The following is a 21,553-nucleotide window of genomic DNA, read 5'->3' as shown; positions in this document are numbered from 1 at the left end:
CTTAGAAACCATAGCTTTTAGAAAACAAGCAATAAGCATGCCTACTTGAAAAAGCAGGTCAATTAACTCATTGATTAAAAAGCTGCCTTCCTGGACAACATTATTATTGTTAGCTTGTTATCTTTATATTTTCCCACCTAAAACAAAAACCAACTAAACAAAGCTAGATCAAAAAAAATATTTGCACCAATTTCAAACAGAAAAAAACCAAAAACACTCGCTAGAAATATACCAAACCAATGATTTTAAAAGAATAAAAAAACCATCCAAAACAGTGCAAGACCTCACCAAAAAAGTGAATATCACCAAATGGAACAATAAAAATAAGCAAACTCAATGAGTTAAAGACGATTTAACAAATCTCCTTTAAAGACTTGCTAAAACCACCTACCCAGCGCTACTTTCAACAAAAGCTGTCTATTTCGTCAGCTTTACAAAACTAGTTTCAAGAACACTACAAACATACGCTACACATCAACAATCAGAGGGAGCGTCTCATGCAGAAGATGAAAATCGGGTTGATTCAGATGGGCCTGAAAACCAGCACCGACCTTGAACCAGAAGCTATTCGCGACGCCATGAACGAGGCACATCTGCCAATGATTCAGCAAGCGGCTGACCAGGGCGTGCAGGTGCTTTGCTTCCAGGAAGTGTTTAACCAGCCCTACTTTTGCCCCAGCCAGGACGGCAAGTGGTACGCCGCCGCCGAGCGGGTACCGGAAGGCCCTACCTGCCAGATGATGCAGAAGCTCGCCGCCGAGCACCGCATGGTGATCATCGTGCCGGTGTATGAAGAGACTGAAACCGGTGTTTACTACAACACCGCAGCGGTATTCGACGCTGACGGCAGTTACTTAGGCAAGTACCACAAAACCCATATTCCCCAAGTAGCCGGTTTTTGGGAAAAATTCTTCTTCAAGCCGGGAAAATCCAACTGGCCAGTGTTCGATACTGCCTACGGCAAAATCGGCGTGTATATCTGCTACGACCGTCACTTCCCCGAAGGCTGGCGGGCGCTTGCTCTCAACGGCGCTGAGGTGATTTTCAACCCTTCCGCCACCGTGGCCGGTCTTTCCCAATACCTGTGGGAGTTAGAGCAACCTGCCTCTGCCGCCGCCAATGGCTGCTTTATCGCTGCGATCAATCGAGTTGGAACCGAGGCGCCGTGGAACATCGGCGACTTTTACGGCTCCAGCTATATCGTTAACCCCCGCGGCAAAATCGAAGCTCAGGCCAGCGAAACAGAAGACGAGCTGCTGGTGCACGAGATCGATTTGGACATGGTGCGGGAGGTACGCAACAACTGGCAGTTCTTCCGCGACCGTCGCCCGGAAACCTATACCCGCCTGACCGACGGTGAATGATTCTGCTGGTAAAAAACAGGTTGCTGGTTAAGTTTTCTATTTAAAAACAACAGGAGCGAACGATGAGCTTATTAATCAAGGGCGGCACCGTGGTCACCCACGCCGATACCTACCGCGCAGACGTACTGTGTGTCGACGGTAAAATCCATGCGATTGGCACCGATCTAGATGTCCCTGAAGGGTGTGAAATTGTCGATGCCAGCGATCAACTGGTGATGCCCGGCGGTATCGATCCCCATACGCACATGCAACTGCCGTTCATGGGCACCGTGGCCAGCGAAGATTTCTATACCGGCACCGCCGCGGCCTTGGCCGGGGGCACCACTTCGATCATCGACTTCGTGATCCCACAGCCAGGTCAGTCGCTCCTTGAGGCCTTCGAAACCTGGCAAGGCTGGGCGGAAAAAGCCGCCACCGATTTTGCCTTCCACGTGGCGATTACCTGGTGGGACGATAGCGTGCGAGAGGAAATGGGCACCCTGGTTCATGAACACGGGGTGAACAGCTTCAAACACTTTATGGCCTACAAGGGCGCGATCATGGCCACTGATGACATTCTGGTGGAAAGCTTCTCGCGCTGTCTGGAGCTAGGCGCGGTGCCTACGGTTCACGCCGAAAACGGTGAGCTGGTCTACCACATGCAGCAAAAACTGCTCGCCCAGGGCATGACCGGGCCGGAAGCCCATCCGCTTTCGCGCCCACCCCAGGTGGAAGGCGAAGCGGCCAGCCGGGCGATTCGCATTGCCAGCACCCTGGGCGCACCGATCTATCTGGTTCACGTGTCCACCAAAGATGCCGTGGATGAAATTGCCTACGCCCGCCAGCAGGGTCATCCGGTTTATGGCGAATGCTTAGCCGGGCACCTGCTCATCGACGATAGCGTCTACCAGGATACCGACTGGGGCCGCGCCGCTGCCCACGTGATGAGCCCGCCCTTCCGGCCCAAGGGCCACCAGGAAGCGCTCTGGCACGGCTTGCAGTCGGGCAATCTGCAAACCACCGCCACCGACCACTGCTGTTTCTGTGCCGATCAGAAAGCCGCGGGCAAGGATGACTTTACTAAAATCCCCAACGGCACCGCTGGCGTGGAAGACCGCCTCGCCGTGTTGTGGGATGAAGGCGTCAACACCGGCAAGCTGTCGCCCCAGGAGTTTGTCGCGCTGACATCGACCAACACCGCCAAGATTTTCAACCTCTACCCGCGCAAAGGGGCGATTCAAGTAGGGGCCGATGCAGATATCGTGGTGTGGGATCCCAACGGCACCCGGACGATTTCTGCCAAAACCCACCACCAGAACGTCGATTTCAACATTTTCGAGGGCAAAACGGTGCGCGGCATTGCCCGTCACACCATTAGCAAGGGCAAATGGGTGTGGCGGGATGGTGAGCTGCGTGCCGAGCGCGGTGCGGGCCGCTATTTGGAGCGCCCCGCCTACCCCGGTGTCTTCGAATTGCTGGCCAAGCGCGCCGAGCTGAATGCGCCGATGGCCGTAAAAAGATAACAGCTGTGCCCATAACAACAGCGGAGGCTTTACTGTGACTAGCCCACTGAACCACCTACCCAGCGCAAAAGAGGTCGGCACCTACGACCCGGATACGCTGGCAAGCAACTTTAGCGATCTACATCCGCCGCTGACCCATCGCCAGGCGATGATCGAAAGTCAGCGTTGTCTCTATTGCTTTGATGCGCCCTGCGTCGAAGCTTGCCCGTCGGATATTGATATTCCCAGCTTTATTCGCCAGATCAGCGAGAACAATATCAACGGCGCGGCGGAAACCATTCTGGAAGCCAACATTTTAGGCGGCAGCTGCGCCCGGGTGTGCCCCACGGAAATTCTTTGCGAGCGCAGCTGCGTGCGCAACCACGACGCCGAATGCCAGCCGGTGCTGATCGGTTTGCTGCAGCGTCATGCCACCGACCACATGCAGTTCGACGGTCACCCCTTCAAACGCGCCACTTCTACCGGCAGTCATGTGGCCGTGGTCGGCGCCGGACCTGCCGGGCTCTCCTGCGCGCACCGACTGGCGATGCTCGGTCATCAGGTGACCATCTTTGAAGCCGAACAAAAGCCTGGCGGGCTGAACGAGCACGGCATCGCCCGCTACAAAATGACCGACGACTTCGCCCGCAAGGAAGTGGAATTCTTGCTTGAGATCGGTGGCATCGAGATCCAGTACGACCAACGGCTGGGCGCAAACCTGGAGCTTGCTACGCTCCATAATCAGTACGATAGCGTATTTCTCAGCTTGGGCCTGGGCGCTAGCCGTGCCCTGGGTTTAACCGGGGAGCAAGCACCCGGTCTGATGCCTGCGGTGGACTACATCAAGGTTCTCCGCCAGACCGACGATCTGGGCAGCCTTGCGGTGGCCAAACGCTGTATCGTGATTGGCGCGGGCAATACCGCTATCGATATGGCCACCCAAATGGCCCGCTTGGGCGCTACGGAGGTAACGCTGGTTTACCGTCGCGGCATTGAAGCCATGTCCGCCACCGACCATGAACAAGAGATTGCCAAAGCCAACGGCGTGCGGATGGTGACCTGGGCCCAGCCCGACGAGATTCTGCTGGATGATCAAGGCCGCGTGACGGGCATGCGCTTTGCCAAGACCCATGATCAAGCGGGCCGCTTAACCCCTACTGGAGAAACCTTTGAGATCGCCGCCGATGCTGTCTTCACCGCCATCGGCCAAGGCTTCGAAGGCGCGAGCCTAAGCGATACCACCGCCGCTGAGCTTGCCCGGGACGGCGAGCGCATTCACGTTAATGAGATGTTCCAAACCTCACTGCCCAATGTGTATGCCGGTGGCGACTGTGTGAAGCCCGGTCAAGACCTTACCGTTCAGGCCGTGCAACACGGCAAACTGGCGGCTCACGCCATTCATCAGGCGCTTGTCGCCAAGCAGGAGGCCGCATGAACACACTCACTTTTACACCACCGGGTAAGAAAGACAGCGGTGACAGCGTGGTCAATGGCGTTGACCTATCGGTTAACTTTGCCGGTATTAAAGCCCCCAATCCATTCTGGCTGGCCTCTGCACCGCCCACCGATAAAGCCTACAACGTGGTACGCGCCTATGAAGCTGGCTGGGGCGGCGTGGTATGGAAAACCCTTGGCGAAGAGCCGCCTGCGGTGAATGTCTCCTCCCGCTACTCAGCCCACTACGGAAAAAACCGCGAGGTGATCGGCTTTAACAATATCGAGCTGATTACCGACCGCTCGCTGGAGATCAACCTTAAAGAAATCACTCAGGTGAAAAAGGACTGGCCCGATCGTGCGCTGATCGTTTCCATTATGGTGCCCTGTAATGAAGAAGCCTGGGCCTACATTCTGCCGCTAGTGGAAGCCACTGGCGCGGACGGCATCGAGCTCAACCTGGGTTGCCCCCACGGAATGCCGGAGCGCGGCATGGGCGCGGCGGTGGGCCAAAACCCCGACCTGATCGAGAAAGTCACCTACTGGTGCAAGAAGCACTACTCCAAACCAGTCATCGTCAAACTCACACCTAATATCACCGATATTCGCGTCGGTGCCCAGGCGGCGCTGCGCGGCGGGGCCGACGCGGTATCGCTGATCAATACCATCAACTCGATTACCAGTATCGACCTGGACAATATGGTCGCCAAGCCCACCGTGGGCCACCAGAGCACTCACGGCGGCTACTGTGGCAGCGCCGTGAAGCCTATCGCGATGAACATGGTGGCAGAAATTGCCCGTGATCCGTCCACTCCAACGCTACCCATTTCCGGCATTGGCGGCATTTCCACCTGGCGGGATGCGGCGGAGTTTATCGCCCTAGGTGCCGGCAGCGTGCAGGTGTGTACGGCAGCGATGCTCAACGGCTTTAGGATTGTGGATGAGATGAAAGACGGCCTCTCTCGCTGGATGGCGGAAAAAGGCTACGACTCCATCGAGGCGTTCTCCCGTAAGGCGATACCGCAAACCACCGACTGGAAACACCTCGACATCAACTTCAAAACCATCGCCAAGATCGATCAGGATTTGTGCATCGAGTGCGGCCGCTGTTATATCGCCTGCGAGGATACCTCCCACCAGTCGATTGCCAAGCTCACCGAGCAGGACGGCGCGCGACGCTATGAAGTGATCGAAGAGGAGTGTGTGGGCTGTAACCTTTGCCAGATCACTTGCCCAGTAGATAACTGCATCACCATGGTGCCCCAGGAGACCGGCCAACCCTTCCTGGCCTGGGATAACGACCCACGCAATCCTTTCCGGGTCGCCTCTTAACCTCTTTACCCTCTTTTTTTTAAACAGCCGTTAGCGCTACCCACCGCCCTCAGTTTGTGAGGGCGGTCGCGTTTTCTGCAACATACTGTTCCATCACCCAGTAGCGACAAAAGTCAGCATCCTTGAGAACATGAGAAAATATCGCATATAAAATTCTTTCTCACAAAAGGAAACCCAATGAAGTTCGCTACCACTACCACCGCTATACTTTTAGCAACTGCCAGCGCCACCGCGAGCGCCGACCAGCGAATCGCCACCTTCGACTTAGGCAGCCTGGATACGCTGGATGCACTAGGTTTAAACGAGCAGGTAGTGGGTGTACCGAAAGCCAGCCTGCCTGGCTATCTTGAGCAGTATGCAGCCGATGACGTCACCGATATTGGCGGCCTGCGCTCACCGAATATGGATGCCCTTGGCGAAAGCGAGCCTAGCCTGATTCTTTACACTGGCCGCCAGGGTGAGTGGGAAGAGGGGCTTGGCGAAATCGCCCCGCTGCTCAACACCAGCCTACAGGGTGACGACTACCTGGCTACTTTTGACGCCAATGTACGCGAACTAGCGAGTCGTTTAGCAGTGGAAAGCAAAGCCGAAGAGGCGCTTGGTACACTGCATGCCGAGATTGAGACCCAGCGCGAAGCGCTAAGCAACGCTCCTCGCACGCTGGTGGTAACCCACAACGGCGGCAATCTGATGCTGAATCAGCACCCGGTCGTTCACGACGTACTGGGCATTGCAGCATTAGCGATGCCCGAAAGTGTCACTTCTGAAACCCGCGGTACCCGTACCTTTACCCCGCTTTCTCCTGAGGCGATTAGCGAAATTGATCCGCAGGTCGTACTGGTGATTGATCGCAGCGCCGCGATTGGCGATGAACCCGCCGACGCGGATGCCTTAGCGCAAACGCTCTTAGATGCGGGAGCTGAGAAAGCGCGGGTCATTATGCTAACGCCCGCGCTGTGGTACCTCTCCGGCGGCGGCCTGCAGAGTCTGGCGCTACAGGTTGAAGAAGTTGCAGTAGCACTAAACTCGTCAGGTAACTAAGCGCTCACTCCCCCCCCTCTTACAGCAATGGCGGAGGGGGGAACGCAGCCTAAGCGGCGAGAAACGCTGGCTTAAAAAGCTTCCCAATCATCTTCAGCGCTAGCCGCGGTTTTGCTACTGGTTTGGCTACGCGTCGCTGGCCGCATCAGCGCTGGTGTCTGTTGAGATGAGTGTTGTGGCGTGTGCTGGGGCGAGGTAAGCGGGGCGTGTTGCGTACGACTCTCCCCCTCAGTTAAACGAAAAGCCGAGACAACGCTTTCAAGCCGCGCCGCCTGTTCTTCCAACGAGCTGGCCGCTGACGACGCCTGTTGAACCAGGGCCGCGTTCTGCTGGGTTACTTCATCCATTTGGGCAACCGCTTGGTTGACCTGCTCAATGCCCGAACTCTGCTCCTGAGAAGCCGCGGAGATTTCATCCATAATATCGGTCACCCGGCGCACAGAGGAGACCACATCCCGCATCGTCGCACCGGCGCTTTCGACTAATGCTGAGCCCTCTTTCACCTGGGTGGATGACGCCTCAATCAGTGCTTTGATCTCTTTGGCGGCATCGGCACTGCGGCTGGCCAGGTTACGCACTTCACTAGCCACCACGGCAAAACCACGACCCTGTTCGCCTGCCCGCGCTGCTTCCACAGAAGCATTGAGTGCCAAGATATTGGTTTGAAAGGCGATAGAGTCGATAACGGTAATAATATCCGCCACTTTTTGCGAGCTGCTAGAAATACCGTGCATGGTGGTAATTACTTGCTCAACCACTTCACCACCATTGCTTGCAGTGCTTGAGGCATCGCTCGCCAACTGGCTGGCCTGGCGGGCATTATCGGCATTCTGTTTAACGGTAGAGGTTAACTGCTCCATGCTGGCGGCGGTTTCCTGCAGGGAAGACGCCTGCTGCTCGGTACGCGAGGATAGATCCGAGTTACCACTGGCAATCTCACGCGCCCCGATATGAATCGAGCCGCTGCTATCGCGTACCTCAGAAACGGTTTTAACCAAATTACTTTGCATATGCTGCATAGCACTAAACAGCTTGCCGATCTCATTGCTACCACGGTCATCTACTTTACCAGAGAGATCATTTTGGGCAATACGCTCAAAATGCTCCACTGCTTCGTTTAGTGGTTTTACAATAGAGCCCACCATCGCGATGCGAACAAACAGAACGATTAACGCGGCAATCAAAAGTACAGCGATATCAATATAAGTAAGAAACTGCATGCCGCTCTCATAATCGGCAATCATCGACTTGTTTCGTTCAGCCCGATGATCATTGTAAGCACTAACAGCCTCAATTAACTGCTGATTTAAGTCACTCACCATTTCCCTTGCGGTATTAAACTGACTGCTGTTACCCGTATTCAATGCCTCCTCTAAGGGGATAATCCCCCGTTGGATCAAGCTCTTATAGGTGGCAGTCACGGTATCAGAAAGTGCCGACTCAGGCTTGGTGGCTTCAAACTCTGTAAAGTAATCTTGCGCAACTCGCTGAGCATCTTGGGCCCGAGCCAGGTAGTCACGGAATGAACTGGCATCACCTTTCTCAAACGCATCGAAGCTACTAACGTAGAAAAGCTGAGCGTAGGCTATGGATCGTTGACTGCGGCTAAGCGCTAAAGTGCGATCACCTGATAGATCAAGCTCTTTTAACGAAGTACTGCCCTCTTCGCCTGCCTGATAGCCTAGAAAAGCAATGGTTATTATTAATAATGAAAAGATGGCCAAAACAAGGGTTAAACCCAGTTTGACGGATAGATTACTAAGTACACGATTCATATGCGGAATGCCTCCAGGCCAGATCCATTAGCTTTTGGCAATTTATATAATTTAGCTAGAGCACTTCCAGCGGCTTTAGATTAACTTAAATCGACCAATATCTTTTACGAGGTACTGCTATCGGCCTGGGCAGCATAGACTTTAGTCTAGTTTGAAAATTATTTTCACAAATGAAAATAGAAACGATTTGCAAACAGCAGTGAGCGAAGTGGTAGGCGCATTGAATATCGTTGCAGAGGCTATCTTAGCCGTGGATTGGTCAAGGCCACGGCTAAGATGAAAGGAGTCTGCTCGAGTTATTGATCAGGATGTATGCGAATCCGGTAGAGCACGCAGTAAACTACCGGCAGTACGATTAAGGTTAATAGCGTGGCGACACCCAAGCCACCGATCAGCGCGACCGCCATGCTGGCGAAAAAGGCATCGCTAATTAGCGGGATCATGCCCAACATGGTGGTCAGCGCGGCCATGGCGACCGGACGCACGCGGCTGACCGCAGCTCGCACCACAGCGTGGTAGCGGTCTTGATGCAACGGCAGTTGCACGTTGACCTCCTCTACCAACACGATGGCATTTTTGATTACCATGCCGATCAAGCTCAGCGTACCCAGCAGCGCCATAAACGAGAAGGGTAACCCGGTAACCAACAACGCGCCCACTACGCCAATAATCGTCAGCGGTACCAGCGACCAGATAGCCAACGGCTGGCGGAAGTTATTGAACAGCACCACAGTGAGAATAAACATCATCACTATGCCCAGCGGCAGTGAGGAAAATAACCCACTCTGCGCTTCGCCAGCGGTCTCAAACTCACCACCCCACTCCAACCGGTAACCTGCCGGTAGATCCAAGGCCTCCACCCTTGGGCGAATGTCGGCCAATACGCTGGCTGCGGTCACCCCGCTTAGCGGATCCGGCTCACCATACACCGCCAGCATGCGTTCGCGATTGCGGCGCATAATCAGTGGATCCGCCACCTGTGTGGTGGTATCGCCGATTACTTGATCGGCGGAGATATAGCGGTTTTGCTCTGCGCTCCAGACGTTAAGTGAGCCTAGGTTATCCACATCGTGACGCTGTGCGGGGATTGCCTGCGCCACTATCGGAATCAGGTCGCTGCCGTCGCGGTAAATGCCCACTTGGCTGCCACTGGTACTTAGCACCAGGGTGCTGGCCAGGTCTTCACGGGTCACACCCAGCCTACGTGCAGTATCTTCAAGAAAAACGGGCTCAATCGCCTGCACGCGGTTACGCCAACTGGTGCGCACGCTGGTCATATTCGGTGTATCGATGAACATGGCCTCAACCTGATCGCCCAACTGGCGAAGTACCGCTGGGTCGCTGCCGTAGAAACGCGCCTCTAGCTTGGCTTTGGGCGCAGGACCGACCTCCAACGGGGCGATTTTGTAGTCAATATCGCTATGATCCCGCTCCAACACTTGCTCTACGTCAGCCATGCGGTCGTGTTGAGTCGCTTTATCGTCGGTTTCGACAATCAACTGCGCATAGCTTGCATAGCGGTCTTCCGGTGAATAAGTGAGGGTAAAGCGCTGCGCTCCACCGCCCACGGTGGTGGTCAGGTGGCGAACGCCGTCCATCTCCATCACGCTCTTTTCAAGCTCGCTAACGCGGCGTTGGGTTTCGAGAATATCGGTACCTTCCGGCGTGCGATAATCGACAAAAAAGATCGGCGTATTAGAGGCCGGAAAGAAGGCATTTTTAACCGAACCAAAGCCGACCACCGCGCCGGCCAATATCGCCACCATCAGCGTCAAGGTTAACCAGCGCCAACGAATACCGGTGATAATGACGCGGCCTACAAAACGATAAACCACGCCTTTATAGGGGTCTTCCTGTCCATCGCCGGGGGCAACATTGCGGAAAAACAGCTTGAAGTAGAACGGCGTTAACGTCAGCGCCGTGATCCAGCTCAGCAGTAGCGAGTAGAGCAGCACGAAAAATAACGAGCCGATAAACTCACCGGTGGTGTCTGGCGATAAACCGATGGGCGCAAAGGCTGCAATCGCGATCAGCGTTGCGGCCAGCAAGGGCCAGGCGTTTTGGCGAACCACTTGATGCGCCGAATCACGAATCGTGCTGCCGCGCTTTAACCCCACCAGCATGCCTTCGGTGACCACAATGGCGTTATCTACCAGCATTCCCAGGGCGATAATTAACGCACCCAGCGAGATTTTTTCCAGCTGCAAACCGTGAAAGCGCATCAACATAAAGGTGCCAATAATGGTGATTAGCAGGATAAAGCCCATTAACAGACCACTGCGCCAACCCATAAACAGCATCAGCACCACGATCACGATAGCCACCGCCTGGATCAAGCTGACCAGGAAACCGGATACTGCGTCATCGACCACCTGGGGCTGGTTATAAACGACATTCAGCTCCATACCCAGTGGTGTGCGGGTTTGCAGTTCATCCAGACGCTGCTGTAGCCGTTCTCCCACCTCGACAACATTCACTCCGCTTTCAAAGGAGACGCCCAACGAGATCGCCGGCCTGCCCATATCGCGGTAAAGCTGCTGGGGCTGCTCCGCCAGCTCGCGGCTCACATCGGCAATATCGCTCAGCCGCACCAGTTCACCGTCGCCCTCACTGACAATCAGGGCGCGCAGAGCTTCAATATCTGCCGCACTGCCCGTGGGGGTGATACGAAAACGGCGGCCATCCTGTTTAAGATGCCCTGAGTCTGCCACTGCATTTTGGGTCTCAAGCAGTTGCTGTAATCGTGTTAACGGAATATTCAGTGCGCGCAGGCGTTCGCGATCAACTTCGATATAGATGCGCTCTTCGTGCTCACCGCTTAGCGACACCTTCGCGACGCCCTTCACCAAAGCGAGCTCGCGCTTGAGAAAATCAGCATGGTCAGCCAGATCCGGCATGCTATAGCCATCGCCCGTCAGGTTGACCATGAAACCAAATACATCGCCAAAGTCGTCATTTACGCGAGATTGACTCACACCCGGCGGAAGCGCGGCCTGGGCATCCTGTACTTTACGGCGCAGCGAATCCCATAATTGCTCCAACTCCTCGTTCTGCACCGTACTTTCGAGTTCAACGGTGATCTGCGATAGGCCATCAGAACTCACCGAGCTAACCCGTTTGATCGATGACATCTCCTGAATTGACTCTTCGAGTGTCGAAGTGACTTCCTGCTCTACCTCTTCAGGCGTCGCACCAGGGTACTGCGTGGTGATCAGCGCATTGCGAATGGTAAATTCGGGGAACTCCAACTGGCCCATGCCCAAAAACGACAGCGCGCCACCCGCCAGCAGCACCACAGTCATTAAATAGCTGGTCGCCCGGTGGCGTAGAAAGTAGTCGACCATGTTAAAGCCCCTGCTCTTTTTCCCACGGGGTCACCCTGGAGTCCTCGGTTAAACGGTGGGCTCCGGCCGCCACAACGCGATCGCCCGCTGCCAACTTTCCGCTAACTTCCAGGCCGTTTGAGGTTAACCGACCGACCTCCACCGGCACCGCTTCAACGTTTTCTGGCTCGACGAAGCGCCATACCTGAGCCTGGTCGGGATCATCACCGGCATAGCTCACCGCATCAGTGGGCAGTAGCCACAGCGGGGCGCTATTTTCGGTTTGCAGCGAACTCAAATCGAGCCGCACATTGGCACTCATACCGTCTAACAGGGTGATATCGTCCGGCTGGGGCAGCGTTAGGGTGACTTCATAAGCCAAACTCTGTGCGCTGGCTTGGGTGGTGTAAGAGGCTAGCTGGGCAAGATAGGGTTTATCGCTATTACCAAAGCGCACTTCAAACGCCAACGCATCACCGAAGGGCGTTCCATTATTTCGCGGTATGCGCTGCACGATCTGCTCGGGCAGATGAAACACCACGTCTAGCTGCCCTGGCTGCTGGATCACCGCGACCGTTTCTTGAACTTGGACTATCTGGCGGTTATCCACTGGCACCTGGGCAATCACACCATCGTAAGGGGCGCGTAGCTTTGTATGCTCGACCTGCTCTTGGGCCTGTTCGAAGGTGGCCCGGGCGGCCCGCCACTCGCTTTCCGACTGATCAAACTGGGATTGGCTGACTGCCCCACGCTGCAGGGTGTAGCGCATGCGTTCTAGCGTTGCCTCGGCGAGCTCCAAGCGCGAGCGGGCGCTGTCCAGCTCGCTTTGCACATTGCGATCATCAATGCGCGCAATCACCTCGCCTTCGCTCACCTGTTGGCCGGGGCTCACATTGAGCTCCAATAATTCCCCGGCCATACGAAATGACAAATTGCTGCGCGTAGAGGCTTCCACCCGCGCGGGAAACTGCCGTAAGGCCGTAGCATTTGCCGACTGCAGTGTCATCAATTTTACCGGTCGTGTGGCATCAGTCGACTGCGCCTGGGGTTGCTCACAGCCCGTTAGCACAAGCAGAGCCAGTATGATGGGCAGTGAACGGAGAAGAGTAACGGGCACGAGTAGCTCCTTGATGGCGGTCAGTGATGATTTTCAAACCTGCATTCAGGATACATGTTGAATAATATAGTCACCTCACTGACATTCATGAATGTCAGTGAGGTGTATAATAATCACCCACCCGCGACTTTGCTATCCATCACTGCCAAAATACCGCTAAGGAGCCTCTGATTAACGTAATGAGCGAAGGCCAGACAAGGCAAAAATCAACGAAAAAGCGGAGTTTACGGGTTGTAAATGAGCATTTTGAGGCGATTTTTAACGCCGTATGGTCGAGCGCAATAGTTAATCAGAGGTTTCTTAATTTTATTAATAGGAGCCGCTATGTCCCGTCGTAAGGCCGACGCCGAACGTACCCGAGAAATCATTCTGGACGCGGCAGAGACCACCTTTTTAGCCCAAGGCGTTTCGCGTACCACCTTGGCGCACATCGCCCAGGCAGCAGGCGTGACACGAGGGGCCATTTATTGGCACTTTGAAGACAAAGCTGCATTGTTCGATGCACTCTTGGAACGCGTGCGTGTCCCTCTGGATGAAATTGTCGATGAGGTGGTGGAACACCTAGGCTCAGCACCGGCAGACTGCTTACGCGACATTGCTCTACGCTCGCTGGCAGCCATTTCCCACGACCTGCCACTGCAGAGAGCAGCCACCATCGTGTTGCACCGCTGCGAGAAACTGGAAGAGGAGCACCCGCGGATTTGCATGATCACTCGACTCTCTGAGCACGCAGAGGCGCGAGTAGAGCAATTGTTTGAACAGGCCCAAATCGCTGGCACTTTACGCGCTGACTTAACCCCAGCCAGCGCCCGGCGCCAATTTCATGGCTTTTTGATTGGCGTCTGTTTCGACTGGCTGCAGGATCCCCAGCAGCATTCTCTGGCGGATGAGAGCAGCGGTATCGTGGAAACGTTAATGCGTGGTTTATTTAACACTCAGACCGTATGAACCTGCGCTAAATCTTAATCTATATTTATCTAATGCACTTAATCTGCATTTATCTCGCGAGGGGCGGCAAAGTGCTCAGCCAAGACGGCACTCATTGGTACATTAAGCGTAATGTCTTTGCCAGGGAGAGGTTGCTGAAACCACCGTTCGTACAGCAACGGCATTTCCGGACTGGTATAAATATGTTCGAGGGCCTTATTTACCTCTGCGGCAAAGGCATCGTCGCCCAATTGCATTAAAAAACCGAGAGGCTCTATCGACGTAATGGCTTCTTCGGAAAGCGCGTACGCGTCAGGGTGATCGGACTCAGCAATCATTGTGCTTAGTAATATATCATCCATCGCAAAAGCCGCTACGCGCCCATCAGCAACTAAATCAAACGCTTCCTGCAATGTACCTACGGGCACCACCGATAAATTCAGCTGGCGTTCTCGATTTACCTGATTGATCTGGCTGACATTGACGGTGCCACGCGCCACGCTCACGCTACGCCCGGCCAAGTCCTCCAAGGTGGTAAAGCCATTTTCCTTCAGGGCCACATAACGCACCGAGACAAAGAAATGGCTAAGCGCAAACTGCGCGCTCTGCCGCCGCTGTTGTGTATTAGTACTGGCATTACACTCAATATCGATATCGCCGCTATTGAGCAGTTGCACCCGGTTACTGGGCGTACGATACACATAGGCTATTTCAAGAGAAGGCAGGTCTAATTGCACTTGCAGCTGTTTCGCTAAACGTTGGCAAATATCGATAGAGTAACCGACGACGTTACCCTGATTATCTAAATAAGAGAATGGCGCTGTATCACCATAGCCAACCCTTAACACGCCGGTTGCTTCTATGCGTTCAAGCGAATCGATAGGTGTCGTTGCATGTGCTGCCTCTCCACCAGACATCATTACCAGCAAACTACACCACCCAAGCAATAAACTTCGGCGCATAACACACCTCCTCTACTCTATGTACTGCTCAGGATTGGCGAAAATAGCGGCAAGCGCTGGCGCTAGCGGCAAGTTCAATACTCGGTTATCGGGAGGGAGCGGCTGCAAAAACCATTTTTCATAAAGAGTGTGAATAGTTTCACTCTGATAAATGTTACGCAGTTCCTTATTGACCAGCTCAACAAAAACAGGATCATCAGGCGGCATCATTAAGCCATAGGGCTCGGCACTACTCAGTGTTGCTTGAGAAATATGAAAAGCGGCAGGGTCAACGGCAGACGAAACCAAACCTGCTAACAAAACCTCATCCATCACAAACGCGGAAGCCTGTCCTGAAGCCACCATATCAAAGGCTTCTTCATGATTACGGCTTAGCATTACCGATATTGCTAGCCCCTCGGTGCGATTGAGTTCGTTGAGCTGGGCAATATTGATAGTGCCCGTTGTTGATACCACGCTGCGGCCCGCCAAATCCTGCAAACTGTCCATATGCTGCTCGGCGAGGGATACATAGCGCGTTGCGGTCAGAAAATGAGGGTATGAAAAAGCGGCCTGACGGCGACGTTCAGGGGTATTGGTGGTCACTCCACACTCGATATCCACTTCACCATTACGTACTAATATGAACCGATTTGCAGGCGTTACCGGCACATAATTTACCTTGAGATCACCTAAGCCCAATGTTTCCTCCAGACCTTCGATGACGTTTAGGCACAGGTCGATCGCATAGCCTGTTGGCTGGTCGTTAACCAGGTAGGAGAAGGGGGCTTCGCTGGTACGATGGCCGATAGTAATCTCACCAGCAGACGCAATACGCGACAATGTCGGCGAGGAGTCGATCTCCTCACCAGCAGCGGCACCTTGCCACATCGCACTGGTCATTAATAACGCTACTAGCCACCTCATAGGCTTACCTTTGTTCGATGATCCCGGAATCCATTGTCATCCCTGCGGCATAGAGCATATAGCGGTCGCGCCCTTTCGCCTTGGCCGCATAGAGCGCCAGATCTGCGTGACGTAGCAGATCGTGGCTATTGCGGCCATCAGCGGGTGCGGTTGCAATGCCAACACTCACTCCAATGTTAATTTCCTGGTTATGAAACTGATACGGTTCACGTAGAACAGACACAATTGCTTCTGCCAGTACTTTTGCCTCATTGGTGGCACTACGCACAACGCGTTGAATGATGGCAAACTCATCGCCACCAAGGCGCGCCACCAAATCATCGTCGGTCAGCAGCCCCTGCACCCGCTGACTAACTTCAACGAGCAAAGCATCACCCGCCGCGTGCCCCAGACTATCGTTAACTGCTTTAAAATGGTCAAGATCAAATAGCATGACATTAAATACGTCGCCTTGAAGCAGTGAGTGCACAGCGGTTTTTAAAGCATTATTTAATTGCACACGGTTGGGCAATTTGGTCAGCTCATCATGATGAGCAAGATGCTGAAAGCGGAGAGCTTCGTCTTTAACTTCAAGTAAGTGTTCACGCTCAATGACTTTCTTACGAAGCGCATCTATGGCCTTTGCCATCCGGCCAATTTCATCGTTACGGTCGGTATAAGGCGTGCTGTCAGCGGTCTGGTTTTTAGCGATTTCGGTGAGCGACTTAATTAATACTGGCACGGGTGTAAATAACTGACGCATCAAAATAGTGACTAGCAGGGCTGTCGCGACCAATACCACCAGTAGTGCTATAAACGCTTTGCTGATCAGATCATTACGCATCTGATACAGCCCTTCTTGCTGGCCTATGGTGGCTACTAGAACGCCTAACAGTTGACCATCAGGGGTAACAATGGGCAGCGAACTAATGAAGTGCTCTTCACCGCCAATGCTGGCAAATCCAACATAAAAATCAGCGGCATCCGCTTTTGTTTGCCATGTATCTACCGTCAAGTTGGCAGGCGAGTCTGATGGTGTATTAAGCGCATCTGCCACTACGGTGAGAGCCCCCTCTGATGACTTCGCGAACAGCCACACATTGTTACGTGTTTGTGCACTTGCCAACGCCAATACATCAATCGGGCTAAACCCAGTTTCTAGAACCGACTCTTCATCACCAATCGGGCGCTGGGAAATGATACGCGTGACTTGACCCGTGCCATCGGTCTTAACCGCCACGGACGTATAAATACGCCTAATAGTCGCGCTTACTATCTGGGCATTCACCTGCGCTTCGCGCAACCACTGCTCCCGAGCCCCACGTTCAACCATAAAAAAACCCGACAGCGCCCCCGTTACATACGCAAACAGCACGCCCATCAGCATAAAAATCACCACCTTACCCACCAGGGTATGATGCCAAGGAAGTCTAGCTGCAGGCAGTGAAGCACTCCTATGCTGGGATTCTGGCATCTACTCCGGTTCCTTCAAGGTTATAGCTGCAACGGGCGTATCTGGGCGTAATCGCAATAAGCGACCATCGCTTTAACAAACAAGCTTTTTTGACCACTATTTTATTCGGCAAACGTACACAAACAATTAGGTTTTATTTACTAAAGTATCATTAAAATGAGTAGGCATGTCTTAAAAAAAATGACAAGCGTAATCATTCTTACTGACCTACTCTTTTGGCATATCTCTTGCTTTATAAATAGCTAACAGGTTCGCTGATTTATATTAGGAGAGCGTGATGCATCATTCTGACTATCCACTCAGTGAAGTCCCTACCAGTGCCCGCAAGGGCCTGCTTTCTACCTCGGCAGTACTGCTTGGATTTACGTTTTTCACCGCCACCATGTGGGCGGGCGGCACGTTAGGCCAAGCCTTTCCGATTGGCCAACTGCTATGGATCATCGTGATTGGCAACTTGCTGCTGGGGATGTATGCAGCAGCCCTCGCCTATATTGCTTGTAAAAGCGGGCTCAATTCGGTGCTGATGGGGCGCTTCTGCTTCGGCGAAAAAGGCAGCAAACTTTCCGACTTTATTCTCGGTTTTACCCAGATCGGTTGGTACGCCTGGGGCACCGCCACGATTGCCCTAGTGTTAGTACGCACCACCGGGATGCCTGAATGGCTGAAAATCCCCTTAATGGTGCTATTTGGGTTTGGTTTCTGCGTGACCGCCATGATTGGCTATAGAGGTATGGACTGGCTATCGCGCTTTGCCGTCCCCGCCATGATGCTGTTTATCGTCATCAGCCTGTTTACCGGCCTGGTGGATGTGCGCGGCTTTGCGGGACTGAGCCAGCAGACGCCCACGGAAAGCATGAGCGTAGCAGCGGCGATTACTGTGATTATCGGTACCTTTATTAGCGGCGGCACTCAAGCGACTAACTGGAGCCGCTTCGCCAAAACGCCGAAAATTGCCGTGATCGCGACCCTGGCGGCCTTTTTTGTCGGTAACGGCTTAATGGTTCTGACCGGCGCTCTTGGCACCATGATTTACCAGCAGGCGGATATCGTGGATGTATTGATCGCTCAGGGCTTTGTCACCATCGCCGTGCTGATGCTGTTCCTGAATATCTGGACAACCCAGGACAACACTATCTACAACTTCGCCGTGGCGGGCTGTAATTTGCTGCGCACCGAAAAGCGCCGCCTGGTCACTGTGGGCGGCGCGGCGATTGGCACGGTGCTGGCGGTAGGCGGCATGTATAACCTACTCATCCCATTTCTGGTGTTACTCGGCACCTTTATACCGCCCATGGGCGGGGTGATCATGGCGGACTTTTGGCTCAAGCATAAAGGCCGCTACCCCACATTGGATAAAGCACAACTACCCGACTTCAACCGCCGAGGGTTAGCTGCGTATGCGCTGGGCGCCGGAGCCGCTTACTTTTCCCCGTTACTGCCACCACTGATAGGTGTTGTAGTGGCAGCAGGAAGCTACGCCGTGCTGCTGCGCCTAAATCACGCTACGCTGGGTGATAGCCTTCCATCCACTGCCAAACAATAAGCGAGCAGTTTTTTATATGAGCATGCAAATTATCAACGCCCGCCTACGCCAGCGCCCTGAGCTTTACCGACTTGAGATTGAGAACGGCACATTCACGTCAATTACCGTGCAAGACGCACCACAAACAGCGAGCGAAGGGCAGATCGATGCGGGCGCTAAGCTCGTTTGTGCGCCTTTTATTGAGCCACACATTCATCTGGACGCCGCCCTCACCGCCGGTGAACCAAGCTGGAACCAGAGCGGCACGCTGTTTGAAGGCATTGAGCGCTGGGGCGAGCGTAAGCCTATGCTCACCGAAGCGGATATTCGCGAGCGCGCGCTTAAAACCCTAAACCTGCTAATCGGCAACGGCGTTCAGTTTGTGCGCACCCACGCCGACACCAGCGACCCTAGCCTGATTGGGCTTAAAACCCTGTGCGCCTTGCGCGACGAGTTAAAAGATAAAATTGATATTCAGGTAGTCGCCTTCCCTCAAGATGGCCTGCTCTCTTACCCAGGCGGCGATCGGCTGATGGAGGAGGCACTAGAGATCGGCGCCGATGTGGTGGGCGGCATCCCCCACTTCGAATACACCCGTGAGCTGGGCGTGGCCTCCATGAAGCGAGTGATCGAATTGGCGATCAAGTACGACCGCCTGGTGGATGTGCACTGTGACGAGATTGACGACCCCAACTCGCGCTTTCTCGAAGTATTGGCCTGCGAGGCACTGTTTAATGACTTGGGCAGCCGCGTGACCGCTAGCCACACCACAGCAATGCACTCCTACGACAACGCTTACTGCTCCAAGCTGTTTCTGCTGCTAAAACGCTCGGGTATTAACTTTGTCTCCTGCCCCACCGAAAGTATTCACCTGCAGGGGCGCTTTGACACTTACCCCAAGCGGCGTGGCGTGACACGTGTGAAGGAGCTCAACGCAGCGGGCATTAACGTCTGTTTTGCCGAGGACTCCATCTTCGATCCCTGGTACTCCTTGGGGAATGGCAAGCTGTTGCGAACGCTGGATTTTGGCCTGCATATCTGCCAAATGATGGGCTATCAGGACTTCAGCCAGGCGCTTTCACTAATTACCGATAACAGCGCCCGCACGCTCAATATTGAAGAGCGTTATGGTATCGCGGTCGGTAAACCCGCCAGCTTCAACCTGTTGGAGGGCGAGGATGACTACAGTGTGCTGCGCACTCAAGGCGAAGTGCTGCTTTCCGTACGTCACGGCGAGATCATCATGCAGAGCGAGCCTGCCAAAATCACCACGCCCCAGTGGCTTGGCTAATCTACCAAAGGCACGTTAGATTAGTCATTGAACCGTCTAATGTTACCGACGAATGTTAATGACCGAGGAAATCCAAGATGGGCATCGAAACCGTTCGCCAGTTTTTTGCCGAGCACGCGCCGGATGTAAACATCGAAGAGCTTGAAACCAGTACTGCCACGGTACAACTTGCCGCTGATGCCCATGGCGTAGCATCAGGTCAAATTGCCAAAACCCTAGCGTTCAAAGTCGGTGACAAACCGCTACTCATTGTGGCCAGTGGCGATGCGCGTATCGACAACCGCAAAATTCGCGATACCTTCGGCGGCAAGGCCAAAATGCTTGACGCCGAGACGGTGATGGAACTCACCAGCCACCCGGTTGGCGGCGTTTGTCCCTTTGGCCTCGCCACCGACCTGCCGGTTTACTGCGATGAATCGCTCCACGCCTATGACGAAGTGCTGCCCGCCGCTGGTTCGCCCACTAGCGCCGTACGCCTAAGCCCCAAGCGATTGGCCGAGCTGGTCAATGCCAAGTGGGTGGATGTGTGCAAGCTGCCGGAGAAGGTGGAGTAACCCACAAGCATCTCACTACTCAAGATGTCTTTAATACTGTACATATTGAAGTAGAGCGCTATACTTGTACCACTCACTGTACAGGATATAAAATATGCGTGTTATATCGTTTACCGAAGCGCGTAATGGTCTAAAAGGCGTACTGGACGGTGTGGTCAATGATGCCGATACCACGATTATCACCCGCCGCGACGCAGAAGATGCAGTGGTCATGTCACTTGACTACTATAACAGCCTTATGGAAACCGTTTACTTGATGCGCTCACCTGCTAACGCAGAGCACTTAAACAAGTCCATTGCTCAATACCGTGCAGGGCAAGCTCAACCAAGAGAGCTAATGGATGAGTAACCGCTTACTATGTTGGACTAACGAAGCTTGGAGCGACTACCTCTATTGGCAGGGGCAGGATAAAAAGACCTTAAAGCGCATCAATAAACTTATCTTAGATACGCAGCGTTCTCCCTTTGAGGGCATTGGAAAACCTGAGCCCCTAAGGGAAAACCTCTCTGGCTTCTGGTCACGACGCATCGACGACTCGCATCGTCTGATTTATGCCGTCGATGAATCCACTCTCACTATCATTGCCTGTCGCTACCATTACTAAGCTAACACCCACATGCCACAGGCTCTGCATTTATTAAACTTCCCTGTTGTTCACCTGTTTCGATGAGGTGTTGATCACGACGCCAAAAATCCAACCCTCCGAGCAATTCTTTTACCTGCAGCCCTGCGCTCGCTAGTTTCCAGGCGCCTTTAGTTGAGCCGTTACAGCCAATACCGTCGCAGTAAGTGATGTAAACAAGGGTATTATCCAGCCCAGCTAAGCGTTCCGGCGTCATCTCCTTATGCGGCAAGCTTATTGCCCCTGGAATATGCCCGGCGCAGTAGTGTTCAAAGCTGCGGGTATCGATCACCACAATACCTGCAATACCATTGGCCAAGTCCTGCGCCACATCCCAGGCATCCGTGTGATAGCAGAGCTTATCGTACATCGCGGCGGCCATTGTGGCGGGTTTAGCAGGCGGAAACGCCAGCACCGCAGACTGATGCTCGTTAGTCATCGTTTGCCC

The 21,553-nt window shown here is 53.8% G+C and carries 18 protein-coding genes; 11 read left to right on the top strand and 7 right to left on the bottom strand.

The features are described 5' to 3' along the window. Positions 1–497 precede the first annotated feature (497 nt). From E0L35_RS00865 to E0L35_RS00845, 5 genes are all read left to right on the top strand, one after another. Positions 498–1,364: a nitrilase-related carbon-nitrogen hydrolase gene (locus tag E0L35_RS00865; RefSeq protein ID WP_138799335.1), complete on the top strand. Its 867-nt coding sequence runs from the start codon at positions 498–500 to the stop codon at positions 1,362–1,364. 62 nt (positions 1,365–1,426) lie between these two features. Then, a complete protein-coding gene (gene hydA / locus E0L35_RS00860; RefSeq protein WP_138799334.1) occupies positions 1,427–2,866 on the top strand; it encodes a dihydropyrimidinase in 1,440 nt (479 codons plus the stop codon). Between the two features lie 34 nt (positions 2,867–2,900). Then, positions 2,901–4,280, top strand: coding sequence for an NAD(P)-dependent oxidoreductase (locus tag E0L35_RS00855; protein WP_022521816.1), 1,380 nt, complete (start codon positions 2,901–2,903; stop codon positions 4,278–4,280). Then, complete coding sequence (gene preA, locus E0L35_RS00850; RefSeq protein WP_138799333.1) at positions 4,277–5,611, top strand: NAD-dependent dihydropyrimidine dehydrogenase subunit PreA; 1,335 nt, start codon at positions 4,277–4,279, stop codon at positions 5,609–5,611. The genes E0L35_RS00855 and preA overlap by 4 nt, the downstream gene beginning before the upstream one ends. A gap of 177 nt (positions 5,612–5,788) precedes the next feature. Next, positions 5,789–6,652, top strand: a complete 864-nt coding sequence (locus E0L35_RS00845) for an ABC transporter substrate-binding protein (RefSeq protein ID WP_138799332.1) — start codon at positions 5,789–5,791, stop codon at positions 6,650–6,652. A 71-nt stretch (positions 6,653–6,723) separates the two neighbouring features. On the opposite strand, the gene E0L35_RS00840 is transcribed toward E0L35_RS00845, so the two are convergent. From E0L35_RS00840 to E0L35_RS00830, 3 genes are all read right to left on the bottom strand, one after another. Then, positions 6,724–8,427 carry a methyl-accepting chemotaxis protein gene (locus tag E0L35_RS00840; RefSeq protein ID WP_138799331.1) on the bottom strand — a complete coding sequence of 568 codons (1,704 nt, stop codon included), beginning with the start codon at positions 8,425–8,427 and terminating at the stop codon, positions 6,724–6,726. A 296-nt stretch (positions 8,428–8,723) separates the two neighbouring features. Further along, positions 8,724–11,771, bottom strand: a complete 3,048-nt coding sequence (locus E0L35_RS00835) for an efflux RND transporter permease subunit (RefSeq protein WP_138799330.1) — start codon at positions 11,769–11,771, stop codon at positions 8,724–8,726. A 1-nt stretch (position 11,772) separates the two neighbouring features. After that, the gene (locus E0L35_RS00830; RefSeq protein ID WP_138799329.1) at positions 11,773–12,867 is read right to left on the bottom strand and encodes an efflux RND transporter periplasmic adaptor subunit; all 1,095 of its coding nucleotides are present in this window, start codon (positions 12,865–12,867) and stop codon (positions 11,773–11,775) included. A 324-nt stretch (positions 12,868–13,191) separates the two neighbouring features. Here E0L35_RS00830 and E0L35_RS00825 point away from each other — a divergent pair, with 324 nt between their 5' ends. Then, positions 13,192–13,815, top strand: a complete 624-nt coding sequence (locus tag E0L35_RS00825; RefSeq protein WP_022521765.1) for a TetR family transcriptional regulator — start codon at positions 13,192–13,194, stop codon at positions 13,813–13,815. A 38-nt stretch (positions 13,816–13,853) separates the two neighbouring features. On the opposite strand, the gene E0L35_RS00820 is transcribed toward E0L35_RS00825, so the two are convergent. The 3 genes from E0L35_RS00820 to E0L35_RS00810 are packed head-to-tail and all read right to left on the bottom strand — an operon-like array spanning position 13,854 to position 17,115. Continuing rightward, positions 13,854–14,756 (bottom strand): amino acid ABC transporter substrate-binding protein, encoded by a 903-nt coding sequence (locus E0L35_RS00820; RefSeq protein WP_022521764.1) that lies wholly within the window; start codon positions 14,754–14,756, stop codon positions 13,854–13,856. A 12-nt stretch (positions 14,757–14,768) separates the two neighbouring features. Then, on the bottom strand, positions 14,769–15,662 hold the full coding sequence (locus E0L35_RS00815; protein ID WP_138799328.1) for an amino acid ABC transporter substrate-binding protein: 894 nt from the start codon (positions 15,660–15,662) through the stop codon (positions 14,769–14,771). A gap of 4 nt (positions 15,663–15,666) precedes the next feature. Continuing rightward, positions 15,667–17,115 carry a diguanylate cyclase gene (locus tag E0L35_RS00810; protein WP_138799327.1) on the bottom strand — a complete coding sequence of 483 codons (1,449 nt, stop codon included), beginning with the start codon at positions 17,113–17,115 and terminating at the stop codon, positions 15,667–15,669. A gap of 277 nt (positions 17,116–17,392) precedes the next feature. Here E0L35_RS00810 and codB point away from each other — a divergent pair, with 277 nt between their 5' ends. The 5 genes from codB to E0L35_RS00785 all read left to right on the top strand — a co-directional run bounded on the left by codB (position 17,393) and on the right by E0L35_RS00785 (position 21,087). Beyond that, positions 17,393–18,658: a cytosine permease gene (gene codB / locus E0L35_RS00805; protein ID WP_138799326.1), complete on the top strand. Its 1,266-nt coding sequence runs from the start codon at positions 17,393–17,395 to the stop codon at positions 18,656–18,658. A 16-nt stretch (positions 18,659–18,674) separates the two neighbouring features. Continuing rightward, positions 18,675–19,928 carry a cytosine deaminase gene (codA, locus tag E0L35_RS00800; protein ID WP_138799325.1) on the top strand — a complete coding sequence of 418 codons (1,254 nt, stop codon included), beginning with the start codon at positions 18,675–18,677 and terminating at the stop codon, positions 19,926–19,928. Between the two features lie 77 nt (positions 19,929–20,005). Then, on the top strand, positions 20,006–20,482 hold the full coding sequence (locus tag E0L35_RS00795) for a YbaK/EbsC family protein (RefSeq protein ID WP_138799324.1): 477 nt from the start codon (positions 20,006–20,008) through the stop codon (positions 20,480–20,482). A gap of 94 nt (positions 20,483–20,576) precedes the next feature. Continuing rightward, on the top strand, positions 20,577–20,831 hold the full coding sequence (locus tag E0L35_RS00790) for a type II toxin-antitoxin system prevent-host-death family antitoxin (RefSeq protein WP_022521757.1): 255 nt from the start codon (positions 20,577–20,579) through the stop codon (positions 20,829–20,831). After that, positions 20,824–21,087 carry a Txe/YoeB family addiction module toxin gene (locus E0L35_RS00785; RefSeq protein ID WP_022521756.1) on the top strand — a complete coding sequence of 88 codons (264 nt, stop codon included), beginning with the start codon at positions 20,824–20,826 and terminating at the stop codon, positions 21,085–21,087. The genes E0L35_RS00790 and E0L35_RS00785 overlap by 8 nt, the downstream gene beginning before the upstream one ends. Position 21,088: 1 nt before the next feature. On the opposite strand, the gene E0L35_RS00780 is transcribed toward E0L35_RS00785, so the two are convergent. Beyond that, positions 21,089–21,544, bottom strand: coding sequence for a rhodanese-like domain-containing protein (locus tag E0L35_RS00780; protein WP_022521755.1), 456 nt, complete (start codon positions 21,542–21,544; stop codon positions 21,089–21,091). Positions 21,545–21,553 lie beyond the last annotated feature (9 nt).

Source organism: Halomonas sp. ATBC28, assembly GCF_005937175.1.
Lineage (GTDB): Bacteria > Pseudomonadota > Gammaproteobacteria > Pseudomonadales > Halomonadaceae > Vreelandella > Vreelandella titanicae.
Note: the sequence above shows the minus strand (reverse complement) of the source record. Positions and strands in the feature narration are given on the sequence as shown.